The organism is Paenibacillus sp. FSL E2-0190 (genome assembly GCF_037992965.1).
Lineage (GTDB): Bacteria > Bacillota > Bacilli > Paenibacillales > Paenibacillaceae > Paenibacillus_AQ > Paenibacillus_AQ odorifer.
On the sequence record NZ_CP150306.1, the window covers coordinates 6,445,200 to 6,468,816 of the forward strand.

Genomic DNA, 23,617 nt, shown 5'->3' on the forward strand with positions numbered 1-23,617 from the left:
TTACTTCGCGTTCACCAATTGCCCACGCGTTACACCAAGTTGGTTAGTAGCCTTTAGGCTCTTCCATACCTGTGTACCAGAGATTTCACCACGCAGAGCGCGGCTGTAGAGGCTAATTACCTCAGCCACTTGCTCTGGTGTCTCTTCCAAGAACTCCACACGGTATGAAGATACTCCTAGGTCACGGAAATTATTCAGATACTCCGCACCAGACTGCTCAACAGCGTTATAGACGGTATTACGGCAGCCTTCATCCACACGAACTGGATGTGACATTCCAATACGGTCTTGCAAAGAAGCACGGTGCTCTTCACAAGGACGACCACAGTTCGTATAGTCTGTGCCTTCACTCATAAAGGTACAGTACACGCAGTGTTCAGTATGGAACATCGGCAAATGCTGATGAATAACAACCTCCATCCGGGACGTATCACTGTGTTCAAGCAGATCAACCATCTGTTGAATGTTCAAGTCATAGGATGGCGTTACTATGTCACAGCCAGCCTCAAGGAACAAATCCACTGCTTTATGATTGGCGATATTCAGTGAGAAATCACCGATCAGGCGTGGATGCACAGCATCCGGCTGCTCCTGGCGGCGGCGCAGATAATAATATAACGCGCCTGTATTACGCACGAGCACAGCATCCGGCTGCAAGCGAAGAATATTCGCGTGGTAGCCGTTCTCGCCCGGCATATGAATGCGCGGCGTGGCCAGCGCTATGCTGGCCCCTGCAGCCCGTACCGCATCTACCGCTGCCGGGAACTGCTTGATAAACTCGAAGTCGGCGTAGATGTTTCTCACGCCGGCCTCGAGCGCAGCCTGTACCTGCGGCAGGCTGCGGCACAGCGCGGTGAGCTCCGCTTCACCAGCGCGCTGCGGAGCGACGCCCCTACGGGTGGCGTCGCCGTAAACCTCGATCGCCCGTTTCACGTAGACGGGCGGTTTCGGGCGCTCGCCCGCAAGCAGCTCCACCGCTTGGCGGCGGATGCTGTTCAGCTCGCGCATAGGGACGATGACGTCGCCTTGCAGATGCGACTCCAACGCGTCAAGCTGGAACACGGTCCCGCCCAGGCGGCCGAATTGTTCTTCCAGCAGCGCGGTATCCATCGGACGCTTTTGTGCGGCTTCCAGCGCGAGCTCCGAATCCACACGGACGGTAACGTTCTTCTGAACGTCCGTCCACCAAGTCGTCAGCTTCTCGCCGACGCAGCCCTGCACTCTAACATGTACCGGAAATACCCGGTACGGCTTTTCAGTTTCATAAGTCTGGCGCAGCGCCTTATCTAACGCAGGGTCATTTGTCTTCCAAATGCGGTCACCGACATTTAGACGACGAAGATCCACATCATTACGACCGGCTACGATGTCAATGATCCAGCCTTCTCCGGCTTCGCCTTCCAGCTTCACACCTTTACGACGAAGGTCGTAGACACGACCGCCTTCTTCTTTTTTCGTCGGATCCCCAGCGTCAAAAACAATTCCGTCCCCACGCTTAAGCGGTGCATGAATACGGCAGACCACTCCGTCACGCAGAATTTGCTCAACCGTCCCCAAATATACGCCACGGCTTTTTGGAAAAGTCCCGTCTACCAGTTTCTTATTGTTCGTTCCATCCAGGAAACCATGTGTAAACCCGCGGGAGAAGCTTTGTTGCAGCTCGCGCACCTCCTCCTTCGAAGGTTTGGACAGATCGCCTTCAAAATACCGATCAATCGCTTTACGATACTTACTAACTACATTCGCTACATATTCCGGGCTTTTGAGGCGACCTTCGATTTTAAAAGAAGTCACACCCGCCTCGATCAGCTCAGGCATTAGATCAATTGCTGCCAGGTCCTTAGGAGAAAGCAAATAAGTTACGTCTCCCATAGGTTTTACCTCACCATCCACCATCAGATCATAAGGCAGGCGGCAAGCCTGAGCACATTCACCGCGGTTGGCAGAACGTCCGCCCCACATTTCAGAAGTCAGACATTGACCTGAGTAGGAAACACACAAAGCACCGTGTACGAATACTTCCATCGGTAAGCGGGCTTGCTCTCCGATCGTACGAATTTGTTTCAGATTGTTCTCACGACCTAATACCACACGTTCCAAACTGAAAGGTTTAGTAAACTCGACCGCTTCCGGCGAAGTAATGGTCATCTGTGTCGATCCGTGAATCGGGAAATCCGGTGAGATTTCGCGGATCATTTTGACCAAACCTAAATCTTGTACAATTACTGCGTCCACGCCAGCATCCACGCACGCATCAATCAGTTCTTTTGCATCAGACAATTCATTTTCAAAAACCAGTATATTAAAGGTCAAAAAGCCCTTCACACCATAGCTATGCAAAAACGCCATAATTTCCGACAGCTCGTCCATGCGAAAGTTGTTCGCTCTGGCCCGTGCATTAAACTTCTCTACGCCAAAAAAGATAGCATCCGCTCCGTTTGCTACCGCTGCACGCATGCAGTCCCAATCACCTGCGGGTGCCAATAGCTCCACGTCTTCTCTGCGTATTTGTTGCTCTTTCATTTATATCCTCCCAAACCGCCAATTTGACGGGTCATTTCTAGTTGATTAACTTGATAATTGTATCAAATATCACACTTGAGCGCTATGCGTTTACCAACATTTATATAGAATAAAAGTCATAATGCTGTCAGGAAGCTGACTTCTTGCCTATTGCACTTTACTCCATGAATGTTGTAGAACATGCAACTTTATTGCCTAATCCAGCGCTTCGACAACTAAATGTTGTACATAAAGCATCATTCTCACACTCTAGTATCGACAACCGGCACAAAAAGTTGCAACATTTACAACAATTCACTAGGAATTCCGTGACATACGGGACATACGATAGAATGTTGTATCAAATACATCAATCCACCCTTTAGCTATTCACATTATGCCCAACTTGGATAACATTGGCTCCGAACCTCTAAAACAACCCTTCCGACAACCCTTCTATCGGTTTATAGTAACAAATATATGTATTTTTAATAATAGGCCGCAGGTATCCCTTATCCACTAAACTTTGCAACCATTTACGAGCAAAACGAAAGTTAACGCCATAATCGTTCATAACATCCTTAGGTCGAATCCCTTTTCCCCCTTTATCCAAAAAAAGAACGCCCCAAGCCAAATCGGCAACTGGGACGTTCTTCGTCTGATTAAATTATACGCCTCTATTCGTGTGTCAGCTACGATTTTCGTACTTTTTTAACTACTTACTGTTTGTAAACCGAAACGATTGTAGTGTCTTGTCTAACAGAGCCTGCTGTTCTGCAGTGGCATTGGCATCATTCAGCGTAACGGTAATCGTGTAGACCACATCATTTTTACCAAACACAACCTGCTTACTGCGAAGAGGGATGCCATTTTTGATTTGATGTGCAGTTATGATCGTAGCAGGGACATCCGCAATGGTAGACTCCACTACACTTTCTATACGAGGGCCTTTGGGATCATTATTTTTATTTTGATAAGCATCTTTGAGCACATTAACTGTATAATCCACTGAACCCTCGGGTTTTGAGTTGATCTGTAGACGTCCTCCGCTGAACCGATATTCAATCGACTGCGTCTCAAAAATATCCTGATAAGGTGTCCATAAACTTGGAATATCAATGGCATAACCGTAGGTTTTGGATACTTTGGTTAGTGTCTTATTTTTGAGCGTCTTATAATCATCACTAGCGAGTCGCCCGAAGTTCTCCTTCAGCAGAGCAAAATCAATATCAATAGAGGATATGATGGGTTTGAATTTTGCCTTATCGTCATCTTGCCCAGCAGCTGTTACATATTCAAAATAATAACGATACCCATTTTTGAGTATGAGAGCTTGATATTCTGTAGTAACACCGTTGCCGTAATTTAGCTGTAGCTCATTAATTTGTGCGGATACGCCCGAGATCTCCGACTTGTTGCTGTCTTTCAGAATATAAGCATCCGCTACAAAGTTTTCTTTAGTTTTCATTTTCAGATCTTCAGCCCAGCTCTCTAGTGTAGAACCAGCAGGTGCCGAGGTAACTGCCACACTCAGATGACTTCCCTGCTTACTCTCGTAATAGAGATGCTGGTCGTCCTTACTCCAATCTGCGGGAACCTGTAGTGAAATCCCATAGTCCTCATTGTACGCGTCTCGCAATCCACTTTTCACCGTAGAAAGATCACGGATTTTTTTGCTTTTAGTATCAAAAGAAGGCTGGAAAGAGTTAAGTAATCCTGTATATTTAGCAAAATCTTTATAATTAACTGCTTTGTTATCCGTCAAATAAATCTCGTAGAGTCGACCTTCAGCATATAACAGTCTGCTTTCCCAGAGCGCTCCACTGGAATCTTTACTGATCAATCTAGCATAAGGTACCGCGGCTTTGGGGAACGACTCCCGATCCAATATCAACTCCCCACCTGCCTCGACCTCCCGAACCATCTGTTCCAGCAGCCCATCCGCATCCACCGCAACCGCCTGGTCACTTACATGAATCTCCACATAATATAGATTGTCCGCACTTGAAAAGGTAGCCACACTTTCATCTCCACCGCTATTTCCAGCAATCAGCCCAGAGGGATAATTCAGTGTCCATTGAAAATAGCTGTTCCCAATTTGAGTCTTACCAACATCGCTGTCAATCCCAGTCTCCTCTGGCGTTTCTTCTTCGTTGTCTATAGGAACTAGGGTAACCATTAGCTCACCCCCACTCCCTTGAGAGAGAGTCGCACCTAACACATCAGCTACAAAACGTAGCGGTACCATCAGCACGTCTGAAACCATCCGGGGCGCTGAGCCCAGTTTAACTTTGATCCCATCCTTCCAAGCGATATCACTCCCAATCGTCATCACCCCTGAATGAGTACCGTAGGTTACTTTTACAACATTGTTCTGCTCTAAGGAAACAGTGCTGCCAAACGTCTTTTTAAAAACCCCAAGCGGGACCATAACCGTTCCATTCTCCGTATAAGGCCGCTCGATAGCCACCTTCTTACCATTCACCGTAGCTGAAGTACTACCAACTTTTAGACTCAGCTGTAGCTTATCTCCTTGTGAAGCTAATGCTGTTTGTATGGGTAATATAGAAAATAGCAGTAATAAGGCCAGCATCGCACAAAATCCTTGTTTTAAAATTTTAAAGCCCATTTACCGTCCCCCTCTCCAGTTTGCTAATCACTCTTCCGCGTGCTCGTCCCCATCCGTTTCATAATCATCTCCGCTTAACAACGGATCACCTTGAGTGAGCACGAGTTTACGGACGACGATATCCCCATCGCTTTGCATAACCAGCCGCACAGTTGCTCCCGGCAGGTAGCTTTTGAACAATTCATTAATATCAACTAGTGAGACCACACGATGCCCGTCGATGCTATACAAGACGTCCCCTTCAGCAACCCCTGACTTGAGCGCTTCTGAAGATACCACCTTAGTGACGGACAGCGGGTCCAGCGTTGGCAATCCCACAATCGTAGACCAGCTCGCCTCCAGCTCTAGCCCTAGACTCGGATGCTGTACCTCACCATATTTTAAAAGCTGGTTCATAATATACTGCACAGTATTCGCTGGAATCGAAAACCCCATATTTTCCACACCCACCGCTGAGTATTTCAGGCTGTTGATTCCCAGCACCTCACCTTTCATATTTACAAGAGGCCCTCCGCTGTTTCCGGGATTAATCGCAGTGTCACTCTGGATAAGACGATAAGCCGCATCTACCTCACGGTTAAGACCACTTATAACGCCTACAGTCGCTGAGTTTCGTAGAGAAAAGCTAATCGGTGTTCCGATAGCAATAACCTTCTCCCCAACCACTGTTTTGCTATTCGCTGGAATAAACTTGGCGGGCTTTAAATGGGTGGCATTAATTTTGATCAGCGCCAGATCACTAACTTCATCCAGATAGGTTTCTTTAACGCTGTAGGTTTTGGAGTCCGAAGTGACCACTATGGCATTTTGCAGATCCTTGATTACATGAGCATTGGTTACAATCCATCCGTTCGATTTCACAATGATGCCGGAGCCATGCGTCAGATTGTACCGATCATCCGGGCCACTATTACCGCCACTCTCGTCTTTACCGATAATGCCCACAACAGAAGGAGTGATACTTTTAATAATTCCAGGTATCGGATCTTCTGCCCCTGCTTTACTAACTACCTTACTAGTACTATCAAAAGCAAACACCGACTGACTCCATACTCCCGACAGCACTACGCCGCACAGTAATAGACCTAATCCTTTCTTCACCAGCTTCTCCCCAACACTCCTCATTCCTCACCAGACCCTCTCTTTGCTCGTGGATAAATTTTACATTATATTATTTGAAAAAAGACGCCTTCAATGCGCCCATGGCGTTAAAGGAGTCTTTTGGTGCAAAGCTGTTCAATTTAGTTCTTTCATTAACTTAACCAATGCATCACCATGGCATAGTCAGAGATCACAAAAACCAGCAAGCTGACGGCTCCAAAACCAATGGCAAATTTGTTCTTCTGGGGAGCTTTCAATAGTCGAACAACCCCGACCAAAATCAAGATGGTAAATAAAATCATAAACACATCAAAGGTATGAAATTTAGACGGTCCTTGCGCGGCAACTTCTGCAAGCAGCATAACCTTACCTCCTCAAAAATGTTGTCAAGCAAGATCCAGTAATCCCCATATCACCTTCTATGTTATCGCTACCATTTGGGCGATGCAATAGGTTTTGTAGAAAAATTATGTATTTGTCGTAAAAAATATATTTTATCCCTGCAAAATCCGTAATAACGATGAGATTGATCACTGACAATTGGGTGTGCTTAGGGAAACGTTGTGAGCCCAATCAACTCTTTCGTCGTGAAGGTTACAATAGAAAGTCCGTTAACTGCTTTAGAGATGAGATAAATTGAGCAGTGAATTGGAATTGGAATTCAGAACTTAGAACTTAGAACTCTGGGCTCGAAATTTAGGGTTTTAATGAATTAGGGAAAATTTCCCTAAAATTGACCGATTATCAGCTCATTTTGTGATTATCAGGGAGGTTTTCCCTAATCTAATAAACAGTTATTTGATAGAGTGATATGAATGATTAATTATTCGGTTTTCAAGGAACTTTTGACCCTAACGTAGTCAATTACCCGTTAACCCTATCAACAGAATACTCCTCATTGAATCTTACTACGAACATGTCCTACATATGCCTACCTTGCCTATTATTAAATCCATTTTTTCTATAGAATTCGTATAACTTTTGCTAGAAAAATCACATCATATATCTATGAGCCATCTTTCGTATAATTACCGGATAATCCTACAACAAAAGCCCCGGCAAGATACCGAGGCCTTATATACATAGGTTATATTACTTACTGTTTATTTAGAGGGTTTCCGCCGTCTCAAGCATAAGCGCTTCGGTCCGCTCTGTATCACGAATCAGAACCGGCTTCAGATACTTACCTGTGTAAGACTCTGTGACTGTAATGATCTTCTCCGGTGTCCCTGTTGCCAGGACGGTACCACCGCCGCTACCACCTTCCGGTCCCATATCGATGATATAATCCGCTGTCTTGATTACATCCAGATTATGTTCAATAACAAGAACCGATTCTCCGGAATCCACCAAACGATGCAATACCTCAAGCAGACGACCAATGTCATCTACATGCAGGCCTGTTGTAGGCTCATCCAAAATATAAAGTGTTTTACCCGTGCTGCGACGGTAGAGCTCAGAAGCCAATTTTACCCGCTGTGCTTCACCACCGGATAAAGTGGTTCCCGGTTGACCAATCTTAATATACCCAAGTCCTACATCCATCAATGTTTGCATTTTACGAAGGATACGCGGGATATTCACAAAAAACTCTGTTGCGTCCTCTACCGTCATCTCTAACACATCTGAAATGTTTTTGCCTTTATATTTCACTTCTAGTGTTTCCCGGTTATACCGTTTGCCCTTACATACTTCGCAAGGGACATACACATCCGGCAAGAAGTGCATCTCAATCTTAATGATCCCGTCTCCACGGCAAGCTTCACAACGTCCGCCTTTTACGTTAAAGCTGAAGCGTCCCTTTTGGAAACCACGTACCTTAGCCTCATTTGTCTTGGAGAACAGGTCACGGATGTCATCAAATACACCTGTATAGGTTGCTGGGTTGGAACGCGGTGTCCGCCCGATTGGCGACTGATCGATTTCAATAACCTTATCGAGATTTTCTAGTCCACGAATTTCTTTATGCTGACCAGGACGCACCTTCACAGCCTTATTCAACTGCCGTGCCAAACTCTTGTAAAGAATCTCGTTGATAAGCGAGGATTTACCGGAACCCGATACACCTGTCACCGCTGTAAATACACCTAATGGAATCTTCACATTCACATTTTTCAAGTTATTCTCTTTAGCACCACGTATTTCTACCCAGCGATCATCGGTAGGACGGCGTTTAGCAGTAACCGGAATAAATTTACGTCCGCTTAAATATTCACCCGTTAATGAATTCGGATCTTTCATAATCTCTTCTGGCGTCCCTTGAGCCATAACTTGTCCACCATGAATACCTGCGCCCGGACCAATATCAATAATGTAATCCGCTGCCATCATCGTGTCTTCGTCATGCTCTACAACAATCAGCGTATTGCCTAAATCACGCATATGCGCAAGCGTAGAGATCAGGCGATCATTATCTCGTTGATGCAAACCAATACTTGGCTCATCCAGAATGTACAATACACCCATGAGACTTGAACCGATCTGAGTAGCCAACCGAATACGCTGCGCCTCACCACCGGAAAGCGAACCCGCTGCACGGCTAAGCGTCAAATAATCCAAGCCTACATTCACAAGGAATCCAAGCCGATTGCAGATCTCTTTTAAAATGAGATTGGCGATGGCTGTTTCTTTTTCGCTCAATTTTATCTCTTCAAACCAATGCTGACAGTCTCCTATTGAAAGGTCCGTAACATCAGAAATATTATGATCATTGATAGTCACAGCTAATATTTCTTTTTTCAGACGTTTACCTTTACATACATGACATGGCTTAGCACTCATAAATCCTTCGATAAATTCACGAATACCATCCGAAGCAGTTTCACGGTAACGCCGCTCGAGGTTAGGTATAATCCCTTCAAAAGCAACCATCGCATCTTTCTTTTGACCGAAATCATTTTCATAACGGAAGCGAACCTTCTCACTGCCTGTACCATTCAGTAATTTATTCATATGATCAGGTGTCAGACTGCTTACCGGAACGTTCTGAGGAATTTTAAAGTGTTCACAAACCGACTTCAGAAATTGCGGATAGTAATTAGAAGTACTTCCAGTCCAAGCTAAAAAAGCACCTTCTTCAATGGATTTCTCAGCATCAGGAATAAGCAGGTCTGGATCGACCACCATCTTCATGCCAAGTCCATCGCACTCTGTACAAGCTCCAAACGGACTGTTGAAAGAGAACATCCGTGGTGCCAACTCTTCAATACTAAAACCACAAATTGGACAAGCAAAGTTAGAGCTGAAAAGCAGCTCTTCCTGGCCGATGATATCAACAAGGATTTTACCGCCCGAAAGCTTAAGCGCCGTCTCCAGTGAATCCGTCAGCCGGGTCTCCACATCGTCTTTAACAACGATCCGGTCTACCACAACTTCTATTGTATGTTTTTTATTCTTTTCTAGTTCAATATCCTCTGACAGATCTCTTAGCTCCCCGTCCACACGCACACGTACGAAGCCTTGCTTAGAGATATCTGTGAAAAGTCCTTTATGCTCACCTTTACGTCCTGAAATGATTGGCGCCAGGATCTGTAACCGAGTTTTCTCTGGATACTGCATAATCCGGTCTACCATCTGTTCAACGGTCTGGGAGGTAATCTCAATGCCATGCTCTGGGCAATGGGGATGACCAATACGTGCAAAGAGCAGCCGCAAATAGTCATAAATCTCCGTAACTGTACCTACCGTGGAGCGTGGGTTCCGGCTTGTTGTCTTCTGATCTATAGATATCGCCGGGGACAAACCATCAATCGAATCCACATCTGGTTTCTCCATTTGTCCCAAAAACTGACGTGCATAAGCCGACAAAGATTCAACATAACGCCGTTGTCCTTCAGCATAAATCGTATCAAATGCAAGCGATGATTTACCTGAGCCGCTAAGTCCCGTCAGCACGACGAAACGGTCACGTGGAATCGTCACATCGATGTTTTTGAGATTGTGCGCCCTCGCGCCTTTAATTACAATATTTTCGTTCGCCAACGGAACCTCTCCTTTAAAAAAAAATATTTCAACTTTATTTCAAAATATTCTCAAAGCCTCTTCAAAGCCCTTTCAAAGCCTTTCGATCCCTCCCAAACCCTCCCTTCCAAGGGAGGGCCCCAAGGGTTGCACCCTCTGGACACCCGCATTTTCTGGAGAAGGAGTATGGTGGGAGGTAACTTAGTGACTACGACGCTCGGAGCGCTTATCCCTGCGGGACCGCTTGGACATTCTCGCACTACCTAAAAGCAGGTACAAGCAACTGTCATAGACGTTGCATGGTGCTGTCCCTGCGGGATACGCATAAGTGCCAAGTTCATTGCATGGTGCTGTCCCTGCGGGATACGCATAAGTCCAAGTTCATTGCATGGTGCTGTCCCTGTGGGATACGCATAAGTGCCAAGTTCATTGCATGGTGCTGTCCCTGTGGGATACGCATAAGTGCCAAGTTCATTTCGGGCACTGTCCCTGCGGATACGCATAAGTGCGATAAACATCGCGGGATACGCGACCCTCTATTGATTCAAAAAGAACGGTCTAGGACAGCACCGTTCAATACCTATTTTAAATATCGGTGATGCATTAATGGTTTGTTACTCAGCCCGAAGCTCCAGCAATGCGTCGCGTAGTTCTGCCGCGCGTTCGAATTGCAGGTTCTTGGCAGCGTCCTTCATTTCAGCTTCCAGACGCTGGATCAGACTTTGTTTTTCTTTCTTATTCATCTTGCCACCAACACCTGTGAGATAATCAGCTTTAGACTCAGCAACCTTCGTTGCCTCGATGATGTCACGCACTTTTTTATTAATAGTGGTTGGGGTGATGCCATGTTTCTCATTATGGGCAATCTGAATGGCGCGACGGCGCGATGTTTCGCTCATCGCCTTCTCCATCGAATCAGTGATCCGATCACCATACATGATTACACGACCCTCAGAGTTACGAGCCGCACGGCCAATCGTCTGAATTAGTGAACGTTCGGAACGAAGGAACCCTTCTTTGTCGGCATCGAGAATTGCAACTAAAGATACCTCCGGTAAGTCGAGACCCTCTCTCAGGAGGTTAATCCCTACCAGCACATGGAACGTACCGAGACGAAGATCCCGCAAGATCGCCATCCGTTCCAGCGTCTTGATGTCAGAGTGCATATAACGAACCTTAATCCCGATTTCCTTAAAGTAGTCTGTCAGATCCTCCGACATCTTCTTCGTCAAAGTGGTAACGAGTACACGTTCATCGCGTTCAACCCGGTCACGGATTTCGCTAATCAGATCATCAATCTGACCTTCTGTAGGACGGACCTCGATGATTGGATCCAATAGACCAGTCGGACGGATAATCTGCTGCACCATAGTTTCGCAGTGTTCCATTTCATAAGGTCCAGGTGTCGCGGAAACGTAAATGATCTGGTTTACTTTATCTTCGAACTCTTCGAACTGAAGCGGACGGTTATCCAGTGCAGAAGGCAGACGGAAACCATGCTCTACCAACACTGTTTTACGCGCCCGGTCACCGTTATACATCGCCCGAATTTGCGGAAGGGTAACATGGGATTCATCTACGACGATTAACATATCATCAGGAAAATAATCCATTAACGTATATGGAGTTGCTCCCGGTTCCCTGAAGGTTAGCGGCCCGGAATAGTTCTCGATCCCCGAACAGAAACCCACTTCCTTCATCATTTCAATGTCGTAACGTGTCCGTTGTTCCAAACGTTGCGCTTCCAGAAGCTTGCCTGCGTCACGAAGCACGGTCAGCCGCTCTTCCAGCTCCCGTTCAATATTGACTATTGCTACACGCATCGTTTCTTCCTTGGTAACAAAGTGAGAAGCCGGAAAAATGGCGACATGATCGCGTTCACCGATCAATTCGCCCGTTAAAACATCTATTTCAGTGATCCGCTCAATCTCATCCCCAAACAATTCAACACGAATCGCATGTTCACCCTGAGAGGCCGGGAAGATCTCAACCACATCACCACGTACACGGAATGTTCCGCGTACAAAATTGATATCATTGCGCTGGTATTGAATATCCACCAGTCTGCTCAGAATCTCATTGCGCGGTTTCTCCATCCCAACCCGCAAGGACAACAGCAAGCTTCCGTATTCCATTGGTGAACCGAGACCGTAAATACAAGACACACTCGCTACAATAATAACGTCACGCCGTTCGAACAAGGAGCTTGTCGCGGAGTGGCGAAGTTTATCAATCTCTTCGTTAATACTGGAATCTTTCTCAATATAAGTATCGGAGGAGGGAATATACGCCTCTGGTTGGTAATAGTCGTAGTAGCTGACGAAATAGTCTACCGAATTATTCGGGAAAAACTCCTTAAACTCACTTGCCAGCTGGGCAGCGAGTGTCTTGTTATGCGCAATAACCAGCGTGGGGCGATTTAATTTGGAAATAACTTGCGCGACAGTAAAGGTCTTCCCTGTACCTGTCGCTCCCAGCAGCGTCTGGTGCTTCTTACCCTGCCGGATGCCTTGTAGTAATTCATCTATGGCATGAGGCTGATCGCCCTGGGGTGTATACTCGGACTCCAATTCAAAAGTCTTCGTACTGACGACAATATCACTCATTTGCCCGTCTCCCCTCTATCGTCTAAACTAGATTAATATATTATAATTGTTGTCTGAATCTTCTCTCTCCATACGATAGTAAAAAATATGGAAGATAAGAATATGTGTTCCCGTTCATTATACAGTGTTGCTTAGATCGATGCAAACCATAATACACAGAAATGTTAGGAGCTTGAAGCATGGATATTACCGCAATAATCGGCCTAGTGGCCGGACTGGCTGCGCTAATCGGCGGCTACCTCTGGGAAGGCGGAAGCCTTTCCGGACTGCTGCAGCTTAATGCAGCTTTGATTGTATTTGGAGGTACGATTGCTGCCGTAATGATCAGCTTCCCGGCAGCTAAGCTACGCTCCATTCCCGCCGCTCTGCGCATGGCTTTTGGCCGCAATCCTGAACGTGATGAAGAGAAAGCAGAAGAGCTTATCGCAATGGCCACAGTGGCCCGCCGCGGCGGCGTTTTAATGCTCGAAAAACAAGCGGAACTGCATCCTGATCCTTTTACACGCGAAGGACTGTTGCTTATCGTCGATGGCACTGACCCTGAGCAGGTAAGACAGATTTTGGAATTGGAAATGGATGCGAAAGAATTGAAGTATGAAAGCTACGCCAAGATTTTTGAAGCCGCTGGCGGATATGCTCCAACGATGGGGATCATCGGTACAGTTATGGGACTTATTAGGGTACTGGGCAACCTTACGGACCCATCAAATCTAGGTACCTCTATCGCAGTAGCGTTCACTGCAACACTGTACGGAGTAGCCATCGCTAATCTAATATTTTTACCCATTGCTTCCAAAATCAAATCCCGCAGCCAAAGTGAGCTGCATAGCATGGAGATGCTGCTAGTAGGCATTCTTTCTCTACAGAACGGGGATCATCCGCTGCTGGTGCGTAAAAAACTGAACTCCTTCATTTCAGACACCACCACAGATGACCGTGCAGAAGCAAGAGGTTTTATATGAGACAAAGAGACCGGCGCAAACGGCGGGTAGAGAATCGAGAAAGCCGTGATCGTTGGATGATTACTTACGCTGATCTAATTACACTTTTACTTATATTTTTCGTTATATTGTATGCGATGAGCAGCCTGGACACTGACAAATATAATATCGTTACCGGCTCTTTATCCCAGACTTTCAAGTCGAGCAGCACTGTTCTTGAAGGCGGGGATGGTATTTTAGATGCTGGAAAGACCCCTGACAACAAACCAGAGAGTACAGATGGGAATGCGAACGCAACTGCAAAACCAAATGACGGTTCTGATGAACAAACGGAGAATGAAACACCTTCAGCACGGGAGTTGGCTTTTCGAGAACAAGAGGCGAAGCTTGCTGAGTTAATGGGTGTGATCACCCACTATGTGGAGGAGAATAATCTCGGTGAACAAATATTTGTAGCCGACAAACCGCAGGGCATAGAAATCACGCTCAGCGACCGTTTTCTTTTTGATGTGGGTAAAGCAGATGTGAAGTCACCAGCCCTTCCTGCTCTTCAGCAGTTGTCTGGCTTATTCAAAGATATCGGAGCAACGATCAGCATTGAAGGACATACGGATAATACACCAGTGTCATCAGCTTCACGTTATAACGACAATTGGGAGCTATCGGGTGCTCGTGCGCTTTCTGTGCTGCGCTTTTTCTTAGATAATGAAGGACTGAACCCGGACACTTTTCAATATGCAGGTTATGCCGATACCCGACCAACAGCAGATAATACTACGGTAGCAGGCAAACAGAAAAATCGACGCGTAGAGATCATTGTACTTCGACAGCTTCAAGAGGTGGAATAAAATATAGTTGCTTGCGCTCAGAGCTAAGTTCGGCGGCAGGGGCCTTTGCAATTACCACATTGAGCTTACAAGGGGCTTCATCCAATTTAATTAGGGAAAACCTCCCTGATTATTCACCTATTATCGTATCCAATCGCGGAATGAGGGAATTTCCCCCTGATTATTACTCTTTTTAGTCTGAAATAGTGGTTTTACCGAGATGATTAGGGAGGAATTTCCTAAAACCCTAACTCTCACGCTATAATCGTCTAAAATGAGGGAGGTTTTCCCTAATTCCATACTCCACTAGACCCTCAAACCACTCGATTGGGTTTACGAATACTCGCACAATCCACATAAGAAACACAAACAGAAAGTCCCCGAATCACAGAAACTTGCTGCTAAAAATATCACACTTGATCAGACTATTTTCCGTCCCCGATTTCCAATTATTCAGCAACTAACGCGCTATAACCAGCTGCATCTAACAGACCTTTTACAGCATCAGCATACTCTCCATCAACTTCAATCTCAAAAATCCAACCCCCGCCATACGGCTGATCATTGATAAGCTCCGGACTAGCTTCTAATCCATCATTCACCTTGGTAACCGTCCCAGAGACGGGCGAATACAACTCCGATACCGTCTTAACGGATTCGATACTGCCTACGCTGTCACCGGCCGAAATGGTCGATCCTACCTCAGGAAACTCAACAAATACGATGTCGCCTAATAAATGCTGAGCATGGTCCGTAATCCCAACACGTACTACTCGCCCTTCTACTTGCTGTGCCCATTCATGCTCTTCGCTGTAAAGAAGGTTGTCTAATACTTCACTCATTTCAAGCCGCCTCATTTCCAATTTGGAGTTCTAAATTTAGTTATAGCCTAAGTTATCCCGGCTCACAATGTCAATATTACTAACAGGAAATTTAAATTTGTCATTTTTTCGACGTTTTCTTGTTGACAGCGCCCGACTATACCCGTTTAATGGAGACATACAAGAAGAAATGACGTTGTCGTCTTTTTATAGACAATAACCGTTTCTCGAAGAAATATAATTGCGGATGATGGCATAGGGAGAGACTGTCTCACTTGAAGACGGCGCCGAAGGAGTAAGCCCTAACAGGGGTGAATCTCTCAGGCAAAAGGACCTTTGTCGGACGTATCTCTGGAGAGCATCAGACGCAAGGCTAGATGCGTCAGATCACCAACGGGGAAACCTGCAAGCTAGTTACGGCAGGGTAACTCTCAGGTACAAAGGACAGAGCAGAAAGCGATTTGTGCATTTATGCATGATTGCTTCTGCCTGTCCTTTTTTCGTTTGTAATCAGATCAAGGGGAGTGACTACATGGATGCTTTGAGAAGAACACCTTTTTATGATCTCTATTCCGCTTTTGCGGAGTCCAGGTGCATTGACTTCGGTGGCTGGGAGCTGCCAGTACAGTTTACAGGTATCGTGAAAGAGCACGAAGCCGTTCGCCAGCAGGCTGGGCTGTTCGATGTCTCGCATATGGGTGAATTCATGGTGATTGGGAGCGGTGCAGAAGACTTTTTGCAAAAAATGACAACCAATGATGTCAGCCGCCTTACAGATGGTGCGGCGCAATATACGCTGCTCTGTTATCCAAATGGCGGAGTTGTCGACGACCTACTCGTGTATCGCCTAAGCGAAGGGCGTTATATGCTCGTCGTTAATGCCTCCAACATCGACAAAGACTTCCAGTGGCTGCAAGAGCATTTGACCTCTGAATTCGGCGAAGTCACGCTCACTAATGTCTCTGACGAGACGCTTTTGCTCGCCTTGCAGGGTCCTCTGGCAGAGACCATTCTCGCGGAAGTTACTGATGCTCCTATTTCAGCACTCAAGCCTTTCCATTTCATCGAACGCGCCACCGTTTGCGGTGTAGAGGTACTTATCTCCCGTACGGGTTATACCGGTGAAGATGGCTTCGAGATTTACGCTCCGCTGGAAGGTGCAGAAACGTTATGGAACGGACTGCTTGCAGCAGGCGCGCCCCACGGATTAACACCTGCTGGACTGGGTGCACGGGATACCCTGCGTTTTGAGGCGAAATTACCACTGTACGGTCAGGAGCTATCTGCTGACATCACCCCGCTGGAAGCAGGAGTACAGTTCTTCGTGAAGCTGGACAAAATAGACTTTATCGGACGCGATGCACTAATACAGCAAAAAGAAGCTGGCATTCCCCGTCGCCTTGTCGGCTTAGAAATGATTGATCGAGGCATTCCACGCTCCCATTATCCTGTCTGGGCAGATGGCGTTAAGATTGGTGAGGTCACAACCGGAACACAGTCTCCTACGCTGAAACGTAACCTGGGGTTGGCATTGCTTGATGCTGCTTACAGTGAAATAGGCACAGAGGTTTACGTGGAGATACGCGGTAAGCAGCTTAAGGCTGTAGTGATTAAGGCCCCTTTTTACAAGTATAAACGCCTTTAGCGTCCATATAAGGATGGTGAGCTTTTAAGCGAGAAATAGAAGGATAAAGTATAGCGTGAAAATTGTACTTTCTTATATTCTAAAAAAGCCAAGGAGTGAAACCTTAATGAAGCACCGTTATCTGCCCATGACAGAACTGGACCGCGTAGAGATGATGGAGGCCGTCGGGATTCAGTCTATAGATGAGCTGTTCTCCGATATTCCTGAAGCGGTACGTTACCAAGGCACTATGCCGATGTCTGAACCACTCGATGAATACGCCCTGCTGCGCCACATGAAAGGTTTGGCTGACCAAAATGCCGACTTTGATTCTCACGCCAGCTTCCTCGGCGCCGGATTATACGATCACCACATCCCTGTGGTCATCAACCATGTCATTTCCCGTTCTGAATTCTACACTGCCTACACTCCTTACCAACCGGAGATCAGCCAAGGTGAGCTGCAAGCGATCTTCGAATTCCAATCCTACATTTGCGAACTAACCGGTATGAAAGTTGCCAATGCCAGTATGTATGATGGCGCTACAGCTTTATCCGAAGCAGCGGTTCTCGCGGCTGGTGCTACCAAACGCAAAAAATTAATCGTCTCCCGTACCGTTCATCCTGAGGCTCGCCAAGTGCTACGTACTTCGGCTAATGCTTGGGGTCTGGAGGTGGTGGAGATTGACTATAAAGACGGTGTTACCGATCAAGCTAAGCTTACTGAAGCTATCGATGGTGATACTGCCGCAGTACTGATGCAATCGCCTAACTTCTTCGGTAGCATTGAGGATCTTCGCTCGGTTGAGCCGCTGATTCACGCGGTTAAAGGTCTTCTTGTAGTCAGCGCCAACCCAATAGCTCTTGGTGTACTTGAAACTCCGGGCAAACTTGGAGCCGACATCGTAGTCGGTGATGCTCAGCCACTCGGTATTCCAGCTTCTCTCGGGGGTCCAACTTGCGGATTCTTTGCCGTAGCTGATCACCTGATGCGCCGCATGCCAGGCCGGATCGTTGGCCAAACGGTAGACCGTAACGGTAAACGTGGCTTCGTTCTTACACTTCAAGCGCGTGAACAGCATATTCGTCGTGAAAAAGCGACATCGAATATCTGCTCCAATCAGGCACTGCTGGCTCTCTGCGCATCCGTCTACTTGTCCGTTATGGGCAAAGAAGGCATGCGTGAAGTAGGCGAACTAAATATTCGCAAAAGCCATTACGCTGCTAATAAACTTAGCGGACTAACAGGTGCTGAACTTGCCTTCTCCTCCCCATTCTTTAACGAATTTGTTGTGAAGCTTCCTGAAGGCAGCAGCGTGACCGCTATTAATTCTAAGCTGCTGAAGGACGGTTATCTCGGCGGTTATGATCTGGGTCGTGATTATCCTGAACTTGCTGGACATATGCTGGTTGCCGTAACGGAAAAAAGAAGCAAAACCGAAATCGACCAATTCGCTAGCGCACTGGAGGGCTGTTTATGAAACCGGAGCAAAGTCTAATTTTTGAATTAAGCCGTCCGGGCCGCTCGGCCTACTCCTTGCCACTATGCGATGTACCACAGGAAGAAACCTTGGAGTCCCTGATTCCATCAGGTTTACTCCGTAGCGAACCCGTCGTACTTCCAGAAGTATCGGAAGTGGATGTCATTCGCCACTACACTTCTCTTTCACGTCGTAACTTTGGTGTAGACAATGGCTTCTATCCACTCGGTTCATGCACGATGAAATACAATCCGAAGATTAACGAAGATGTTGCCCGCTTCTCCGGCTTCGCCAAAATTCATCCCTACCAACCGGAAGAAAGTATTCAAGGCGCACTGGAATTAATGTATACCCTGCAAAATGATCTGTCCGCGCTGACGGGCATGGATGCAGTATCCTTACAGCCTGCCGCAGGTGCGCATGGTGAATGGACCGGCCTCATGATGATCCGCGCCTACCATGAAAGTCGCGGCGAGACGCGTACTAAGGTTATCGTGCCGGATTCCTCGCACGGAACCAATCCTGCTAGTGCCTCAGCAGCAGGACTTGAAACGATCACGATCGCTTCCACAGATAAAGGAATGGTCGATCTTGAAGCACTGAAGGCAGCCGTCGGTAGCGACACAGCCGCACTGATGCTGACTAACCCAAGCACACTCGGCTTGTTCGAGACCCAAATCGTCGAGATTGCTGAGATCGTGCATGAAGCAGGCGGCCTACTCTATTACGATGGAGCCAACTCCAATGCCATTATGGGCATTACCCGACCTGGCGACATGGGCTTTGACGTTGTGCATCTGAACTTGCATAAGACAATGAGCACCCCACATGGCGGTGGCGGCCCTGGAGCCGGACCAGTCGGCGTAAAATCCATCTTGATTCCATTCCTACCACAACCTACTGTGGTGAAGAGTGAAGATAGCAGCTTCTCACTTCACTTCGGTGGTCCTGAATCTATTGGACGCGTGAAAGCTTTTTATGGAAACTTTGGTATTCTGGTTCGTGCCTATGCCTATATCCGCACCTATGGTCCAGACGGACTGCGTGAGGTATCCGAAAATGCTGTGCTGAATGCGAACTATATGATGCACCGTCTGGCGCCGTATTTTGAAATCCCATATCCGGGCGTATGTAAACATGAATTCGTAATGTCCGGCAAAAGCCTCAAGCAGTATGGTGTGCGCACCTTAGACGTTGCTAAACGATTACTCGACTTCGGCTACCACCCGCCAACCGTGTACTTCCCTCTGACCGTTGAGGAATGCATGATGATCGAGCCGACGGAAACCGAAAGTAAAGAAACGCTAGACGGCTTCATCGATACGATGATTCAGATCGTTAAAGAAGCGCAGGAGACACCGGAAATCGTAATCAACGCACCGCATACCACAGAGATTAGCCGTTTGGATGAGACACAGGCTGCGCGTAAGCCGGTTTTGAATTGTTCTTGCGGTTAATATTTCAATAATAAATCGAGTAGGAGGGGGCGGCGAGCCCCCGGCCTCTCACACCACCGTACGTACCGTTCGGTATACGGCGGTATTCCGTAAGGAGTTGTATCTGTCCAATACACTCTTTAATCCATTGGATTCCCAATATTGGTTATTCAAAGCACGTTGCAGAATTGGACTCCCTGCAATTCGCCAATACCCTTTCCGAGTATTTCCCCACTCAAAAGGCTTATATCCTTAGGCACGCCTAAGGATATAAGCCTTTTGACTTTGGTTCTCGGGTTCTTCCATTGCTTCCAGAGACACATTCGCAATCTCCTTCGAATCCACATATCCATCGCTTTAAAGGCACTTGGCGTATCCGCCAGCGAGAAATATCCGTGCCATCCCATCAAGTATCGATTGAGCTCCTGGATTCGCTCTTCCGTTCGCATCGCTTTCTTCCGGGACGTTATCTCCCGAATTCGAGCCTTCGCTTTCTGCAAGGACTGTTTTGCTATCCTCACCTTGGGCTCTTTATCGCTACTAAAGCAAAACCCAAGAAATTTCCGTCTCCATGGGCGGTCCACCGCACTCTTCGCTTGGTTCACCTTTAGTTTTAGTCTTGTCTCAATGAATCTGGTGACGGATGCCTTCACTCGCTCTCCTGCTCTTAGTGTTTTCACATAGATGTTACAGTCGTCCGCATAACGGACGAAGCGGTGTCCACTTTTCTCGAGTTCCTTGTCGAGCTCGTCCAAAACGATGTTAGATAACAACGGACTGAGTGGACCACCTTGCGGTGTCCCTTCTGTTGTCGTATTTACTAGCCCGTTCTCCATCACACCTGACTGAGGATATTTACGAATCAGCAGGAGAACTTTCTTGTCCTTCACTTTAGCCGAAATCTTCATCATCAGTCGGTCATGGTTGACGCGATCAAAGAATTTCTCCAAGTCTAGATCGACTACGAATCGATATCCCTCTTTCATGAATGCTCTGGCTTTCCTTACCGCATCATGCCCTTGTCTTTTCGGACGAAATCCATAACTATCGGCTGGGCGCACTAAATAAAGGAGACCACTTAACACGTGGTCTCCTTTTCTCATATTAAAAAATGCTATTTTACATACAGAAGTTCTGGATTATGTACGGGATTAAATGAAAGTTTCTTAGTGAACTGCCAACGGTCAGTTACATTCATTTTGTTATATATGCTCTTCACTACATTTCTAACTGTACCTTCACTAATTCCCAACTCGTTAGAAATACGCAATGCACTTTTTTCACATAACCACATTTGAGCCACCTCTTTTTCTCGGGCAGTCAAGTTGAATTGTTCAAAACTAAACTCTAGTCTAAGTAACTGCATCTCAGGGTTACTCCACATCCATTTCTCGGTAACGTTTTCAGCTATCTGTTGCATAAATGGAATAGCAAATTCGATTTGCAGTCCTTTGTAGAAAGAAATATCTACATAGCCTCTTATAACACCATCTGAGTAGAGAGGAGAACATACACAGTTCCAATTAGAAAATATAGAATTCGTATGTTCGCTCCCTTTAACTACTCCAATAGAATTCATTTCCATAGAAAGTGAAACACCATTTAGCCCGAAATCCTGTTTGGCAAAACTCTTCCCAACTCTTATTCCTGCCTTATCAAATTCTTCTTTTATATGTACTGAAGAGAAATACAGATCGAGAATTCCCCCCATATCATCTGTTAGAAAAGCCGCAAAATCTACCGATATATACTTACTAATTTTAATCATCTCGTTATGTAGGGAAAGAATCATTGCCTCGTGATAAATAGATTCCTGGCCAATCTCCTCAAAAGAGTGCGCACTCGTTCTTTGTGGGGCCTTTGAACTTTTGACTTTACCCAATGAAGAGATAGAATCCATTTGTTCCTTTTTTAGATCTTCAGCTGAACACCAAAGTTTTGTCTGATCGTATGTTACTGTCAATTCCAACTCCTCCTGATTTCCATCATTTATAATGTAAAATGATACCATTATATATTTAAATATTGAAGATTCAACCAACTATTAACATATTTATTCATATTAGTAAATATCCAATGGGGGATATTTTCAAACTTTGTTATAAAGACCATAATTACATTTGTAGAACTTAAATAACCGCTAGATGCCCCATTTATTATTAATAATTATCCTTACACTCTCTTCTATTCAATGTGCCTTAAGTCATAGAAAAAAGAAACCTCTAAGGAGATAACACAGTGGAATTGTATAAAATTAATGAAAAACAAACATTCCAGTATTTTAATTTAGTCTCATATCGCAACACTATTCCTTCCAGTTGTTTACATCATAAACTAAACGAATTTATCCTTTCACTAAACAACTATAACCTCCAAAAGAATGGTCCTTTAATCACTTCTACTCATTCTGTATCCCGAAATAATGGCATAGAGATGGTGGATTTTGAGATTATGGTACCAGTAAAAGGAGAAATTAAAAAAAATCCCCCTTTTATATATAAGCAAGAATTCAAGTTAATAAATGCAATTTGCTTGATGTATGAAGGTAAAATGAATGGCATCAATTCTGCTTATGAATTTTTAGTCAAATATATCTCTCAAAACAATCTACATCAAATAACATCCGCATATAATATAAACTTATCTGAAGGTACTAGTGAAAATATAAAAATAGATATTTGTATTGGCATCAATCCTAGTCTTCTTTAACTAGTCAAAACTCGTCTATCTCGAAAGGAGGTGAATAGAATGGAACTGAGTCTTAACAGTCAATTTTCAACATTGTCCAACATTGAAACGATGGAGATTTCCGGAGGTATAAATTGGGATAATGTTGCTTATGGAGTCTTGGGAATGGTAACCGTGGTAGCCGCTGTTACCACAGCACCAGTAACGATTCCTACTGCGATTATGGCAGTGGGTGGATCAATAGTATCTGGATATCTTACTGGTAGCGGACTAAAACATTAAATATCTGTTATAAGGAGTGAGGAATTAAATGCTTTCATATGCCCCTAGTTTTTCAGAACTTACACTTGAAGATAGTATCAATATTGATGGTGGCGTTGATTGGGCCAAGGTAGGTGCAGGAGTGTTAGGTATGGTTACAATCATGTCTGCTGTTGCTGCCGCACCAGTAACAGCCACAGCCGCAGTTGTCTACATAAGTGGTACAGTGGCTGCCGGATATTTAGTGGGTACTTCATTCTAAATTTTGATGGAGACATTCATCTTCAGATGGATATGTCTCCATCTTTTCTTCTATAAAAGAAGAGAATAATCATAAATAGATTGCGAGTGATTTTTTTGAAAATAGATAAATTAATATCGTATCTAATTAGAATAGACATTACTTTAGGGCTAGTAATATCATTCTTATTAATTGTAAGACCTAATATAATCCTCCCATCCCAATGGTTTATAATGAATTTCTTAATTTTTCTAACAGGTATATATATATATAAGAAAAATAAAAACAAGACATTTATAGCAGTTTTTATTTATGCTTTCATCTATTTTTCTTTAGTCATATTAGATATGTTAACTTCAAAAGGTATTATTCGAAGTGACAATAGATCTGGAGATATTTTATTAAGCGTAGGATTAGTGGCGTTAGGCCTGATCGGATTTTTCATTGCATTTTACATGAGCAACAAAGATAAATGATTCATTGTATAGCACAGGTCACAA

General features: G+C 45.4%; 17 protein-coding genes, 1 pseudogene and 1 riboswitch. Of the genes and pseudogenes, 8 read left to right on the forward strand and 10 right to left on the reverse strand.

The genetic code is table 11. The features are described 5' to 3' along the window. The 7 genes from NST25_RS28445 to uvrB all read right to left on the reverse strand — a co-directional run bounded on the left by NST25_RS28445 (position 1) and on the right by uvrB (position 12,798). Positions 1-2,523 carry a U32 family peptidase gene (locus tag NST25_RS28445; RefSeq protein ID WP_076282455.1) on the reverse strand — a complete coding sequence of 841 codons (2,523 nt, stop codon included), beginning with the start codon at positions 2,521-2,523 and terminating at the stop codon, positions 1-3. A 409-nt stretch (positions 2,524-2,932) separates the two neighbouring features. Then, positions 2,933-3,115 carry a hypothetical protein gene (locus NST25_RS28450; protein WP_076182184.1) on the reverse strand — a complete coding sequence of 61 codons (183 nt, stop codon included), beginning with the start codon at positions 3,113-3,115 and terminating at the stop codon, positions 2,933-2,935. Positions 3,116-3,217: 102 nt separating this feature from the next. Further along, entirely contained in the window at positions 3,218-5,131 is a 1,914-nt protein-coding gene (locus NST25_RS28455) for a stalk domain-containing protein (RefSeq protein ID WP_340392957.1), read from the reverse strand. Positions 5,132-5,158: 27 nt separating this feature from the next. Further along, complete coding sequence (locus NST25_RS28460; RefSeq protein ID WP_340392958.1) at positions 5,159-6,232, reverse strand: trypsin-like peptidase domain-containing protein; 1,074 nt, start codon at positions 6,230-6,232, stop codon at positions 5,159-5,161. A 152-nt stretch (positions 6,233-6,384) separates the two neighbouring features. Next, positions 6,385-6,594: a DUF2759 family protein gene (locus NST25_RS28465; RefSeq protein ID WP_036678627.1), complete on the reverse strand. Its 210-nt coding sequence runs from the start codon at positions 6,592-6,594 to the stop codon at positions 6,385-6,387. A 745-nt stretch (positions 6,595-7,339) separates the two neighbouring features. Then, positions 7,340-10,213, reverse strand: coding sequence for an excinuclease ABC subunit UvrA (uvrA, locus tag NST25_RS28470; RefSeq protein ID WP_340392960.1), 2,874 nt, complete (start codon positions 10,211-10,213; stop codon positions 7,340-7,342). A 593-nt stretch (positions 10,214-10,806) separates the two neighbouring features. Beyond that, positions 10,807-12,798, reverse strand: a complete 1,992-nt coding sequence (uvrB, locus tag NST25_RS28475; RefSeq protein WP_036678623.1) for an excinuclease ABC subunit UvrB — start codon at positions 12,796-12,798, stop codon at positions 10,807-10,809. A 179-nt stretch (positions 12,799-12,977) separates the two neighbouring features. On the opposite strand from uvrB, the gene NST25_RS28480 reads away from it, so the two are divergent. Both NST25_RS28480 and NST25_RS28485 read left to right on the forward strand, forming a co-directional pair. Beyond that, positions 12,978-13,760 carry a flagellar motor protein gene (locus tag NST25_RS28480; protein WP_339188666.1) on the forward strand — a complete coding sequence of 261 codons (783 nt, stop codon included), beginning with the start codon at positions 12,978-12,980 and terminating at the stop codon, positions 13,758-13,760. After that, complete coding sequence (locus NST25_RS28485) at positions 13,757-14,587, forward strand: flagellar motor protein MotB (RefSeq protein WP_038573513.1); 831 nt, start codon at positions 13,757-13,759, stop codon at positions 14,585-14,587. Before NST25_RS28480 ends, NST25_RS28485 begins: the two co-directional genes overlap by 4 nt. Positions 14,588-15,015: 428 nt before the next feature. Here NST25_RS28485 and gcvH read toward each other — a convergent pair whose 3' ends face one another. Continuing rightward, entirely contained in the window at positions 15,016-15,408 is a 393-nt protein-coding gene (gene gcvH, locus NST25_RS28490; protein WP_036678614.1) for a glycine cleavage system protein GcvH, read from the reverse strand. A 226-nt stretch (positions 15,409-15,634) separates the two neighbouring features. Then, a riboswitch (glycine riboswitch) is annotated at positions 15,635-15,733 on the forward strand. Positions 15,734-15,919: 186 nt separating this feature from the next. Here gcvH and gcvT point away from each other — a divergent pair. The 3 genes from gcvT (at position 15,920) to gcvPB (ending at position 19,948) form a co-directional block, all read left to right on the forward strand. Next, on the forward strand, positions 15,920-17,032 hold the full coding sequence (gene gcvT / locus NST25_RS28495) for a glycine cleavage system aminomethyltransferase GcvT (protein WP_340392962.1): 1,113 nt from the start codon (positions 15,920-15,922) through the stop codon (positions 17,030-17,032). Positions 17,033-17,138: 106 nt separating this feature from the next. Beyond that, the gene (gene gcvPA, locus NST25_RS28500; RefSeq protein ID WP_340392963.1) at positions 17,139-18,491 is read left to right on the forward strand and encodes an aminomethyl-transferring glycine dehydrogenase subunit GcvPA; all 1,353 of its coding nucleotides are present in this window, start codon (positions 17,139-17,141) and stop codon (positions 18,489-18,491) included. Further along, positions 18,488-19,948, forward strand: coding sequence for an aminomethyl-transferring glycine dehydrogenase subunit GcvPB (gene gcvPB / locus NST25_RS28505; protein WP_340392964.1), 1,461 nt, complete (start codon positions 18,488-18,490; stop codon positions 19,946-19,948). The genes gcvPA and gcvPB overlap by 4 nt, the downstream gene beginning before the upstream one ends. A 48-nt stretch (positions 19,949-19,996) precedes the next feature. Here gcvPB and NST25_RS28510 read toward each other — a convergent pair. Together NST25_RS28510 and NST25_RS28515 are read right to left on the reverse strand one after the other, a co-directional pair. After that, positions 19,997-20,973: pseudogene (locus NST25_RS28510) on the reverse strand (reverse transcriptase domain-containing protein); the annotation flags it as partial. A 68-nt stretch (positions 20,974-21,041) separates the two neighbouring features. Then, a complete protein-coding gene (locus tag NST25_RS28515) occupies positions 21,042-21,890 on the reverse strand; it encodes a helix-turn-helix transcriptional regulator (protein ID WP_076220106.1) in 849 nt (282 codons plus the stop codon). Between the two features lie 275 nt (positions 21,891-22,165). Here NST25_RS28515 and NST25_RS28520 point away from each other — a divergent pair, with 275 nt between their 5' ends. The 3 genes from NST25_RS28520 to NST25_RS28530 are packed head-to-tail and all read left to right on the forward strand — an operon-like array spanning position 22,166 to position 23,138. Then, positions 22,166-22,636: a hypothetical protein gene (locus NST25_RS28520; RefSeq protein ID WP_076123797.1), complete on the forward strand. Its 471-nt coding sequence runs from the start codon at positions 22,166-22,168 to the stop codon at positions 22,634-22,636. A gap of 39 nt (positions 22,637-22,675) precedes the next feature. Beyond that, the gene (locus NST25_RS28525) at positions 22,676-22,897 is read left to right on the forward strand and encodes a hypothetical protein (RefSeq protein WP_076123799.1); all 222 of its coding nucleotides are present in this window, start codon (positions 22,676-22,678) and stop codon (positions 22,895-22,897) included. Between the two features lie 28 nt (positions 22,898-22,925). Further along, positions 22,926-23,138 carry a hypothetical protein gene (locus NST25_RS28530; RefSeq protein ID WP_076123801.1) on the forward strand — a complete coding sequence of 71 codons (213 nt, stop codon included), beginning with the start codon at positions 22,926-22,928 and terminating at the stop codon, positions 23,136-23,138. The last annotated feature ends 479 nt before the right edge of the window (positions 23,139-23,617 follow it).

What these genes read in the sequence shown, in the direction of transcription:
- NST25_RS28445 (WP_076282455.1), bottom strand. Translation starts at nt 2,523, where the DNA reads ATGAAAGAGCAACAAATACGCAGAGAAGACGTGGAGCTATTGGCACCC.
- NST25_RS28455 (WP_340392957.1), bottom strand. Translation starts at nt 5,131, where the DNA reads ATGGGCTTTAAAATTTTAAAACAAGGATTTTGTGCGATGCTGGCCTTA.
- NST25_RS28465 (WP_036678627.1), bottom strand. Translation starts at nt 6,594, where the DNA reads ATGCTGCTTGCAGAAGTTGCCGCGCAAGGACCGTCTAAATTTCATACC.
- uvrB (WP_036678623.1), bottom strand. Translation starts at nt 12,798, where the DNA reads ATGAGTGATATTGTCGTCAGTACGAAGACTTTTGAATTGGAGTCCGAG.
- NST25_RS28480 (WP_339188666.1), top strand. Translation starts at nt 12,978, where the DNA reads ATGGATATTACCGCAATAATCGGCCTAGTGGCCGGACTGGCTGCGCTA.
- NST25_RS28485 (WP_038573513.1), top strand. Translation starts at nt 13,757, where the DNA reads ATGAGACAAAGAGACCGGCGCAAACGGCGGGTAGAGAATCGAGAAAGC.
- gcvH (WP_036678614.1), bottom strand. Translation starts at nt 15,408, where the DNA reads ATGAGTGAAGTATTAGACAACCTTCTTTACAGCGAAGAGCATGAATGG.
- gcvT (WP_340392962.1), top strand. Translation starts at nt 15,920, where the DNA reads ATGGATGCTTTGAGAAGAACACCTTTTTATGATCTCTATTCCGCTTTT.
- gcvPA (WP_340392963.1), top strand. Translation starts at nt 17,139, where the DNA reads ATGAAGCACCGTTATCTGCCCATGACAGAACTGGACCGCGTAGAGATG.
- gcvPB (WP_340392964.1), top strand. Translation starts at nt 18,488, where the DNA reads ATGAAACCGGAGCAAAGTCTAATTTTTGAATTAAGCCGTCCGGGCCGC.
- NST25_RS28525 (WP_076123799.1), top strand. Translation starts at nt 22,676, where the DNA reads ATGGAACTGAGTCTTAACAGTCAATTTTCAACATTGTCCAACATTGAA.
- NST25_RS28530 (WP_076123801.1), top strand. Translation starts at nt 22,926, where the DNA reads ATGCTTTCATATGCCCCTAGTTTTTCAGAACTTACACTTGAAGATAGT.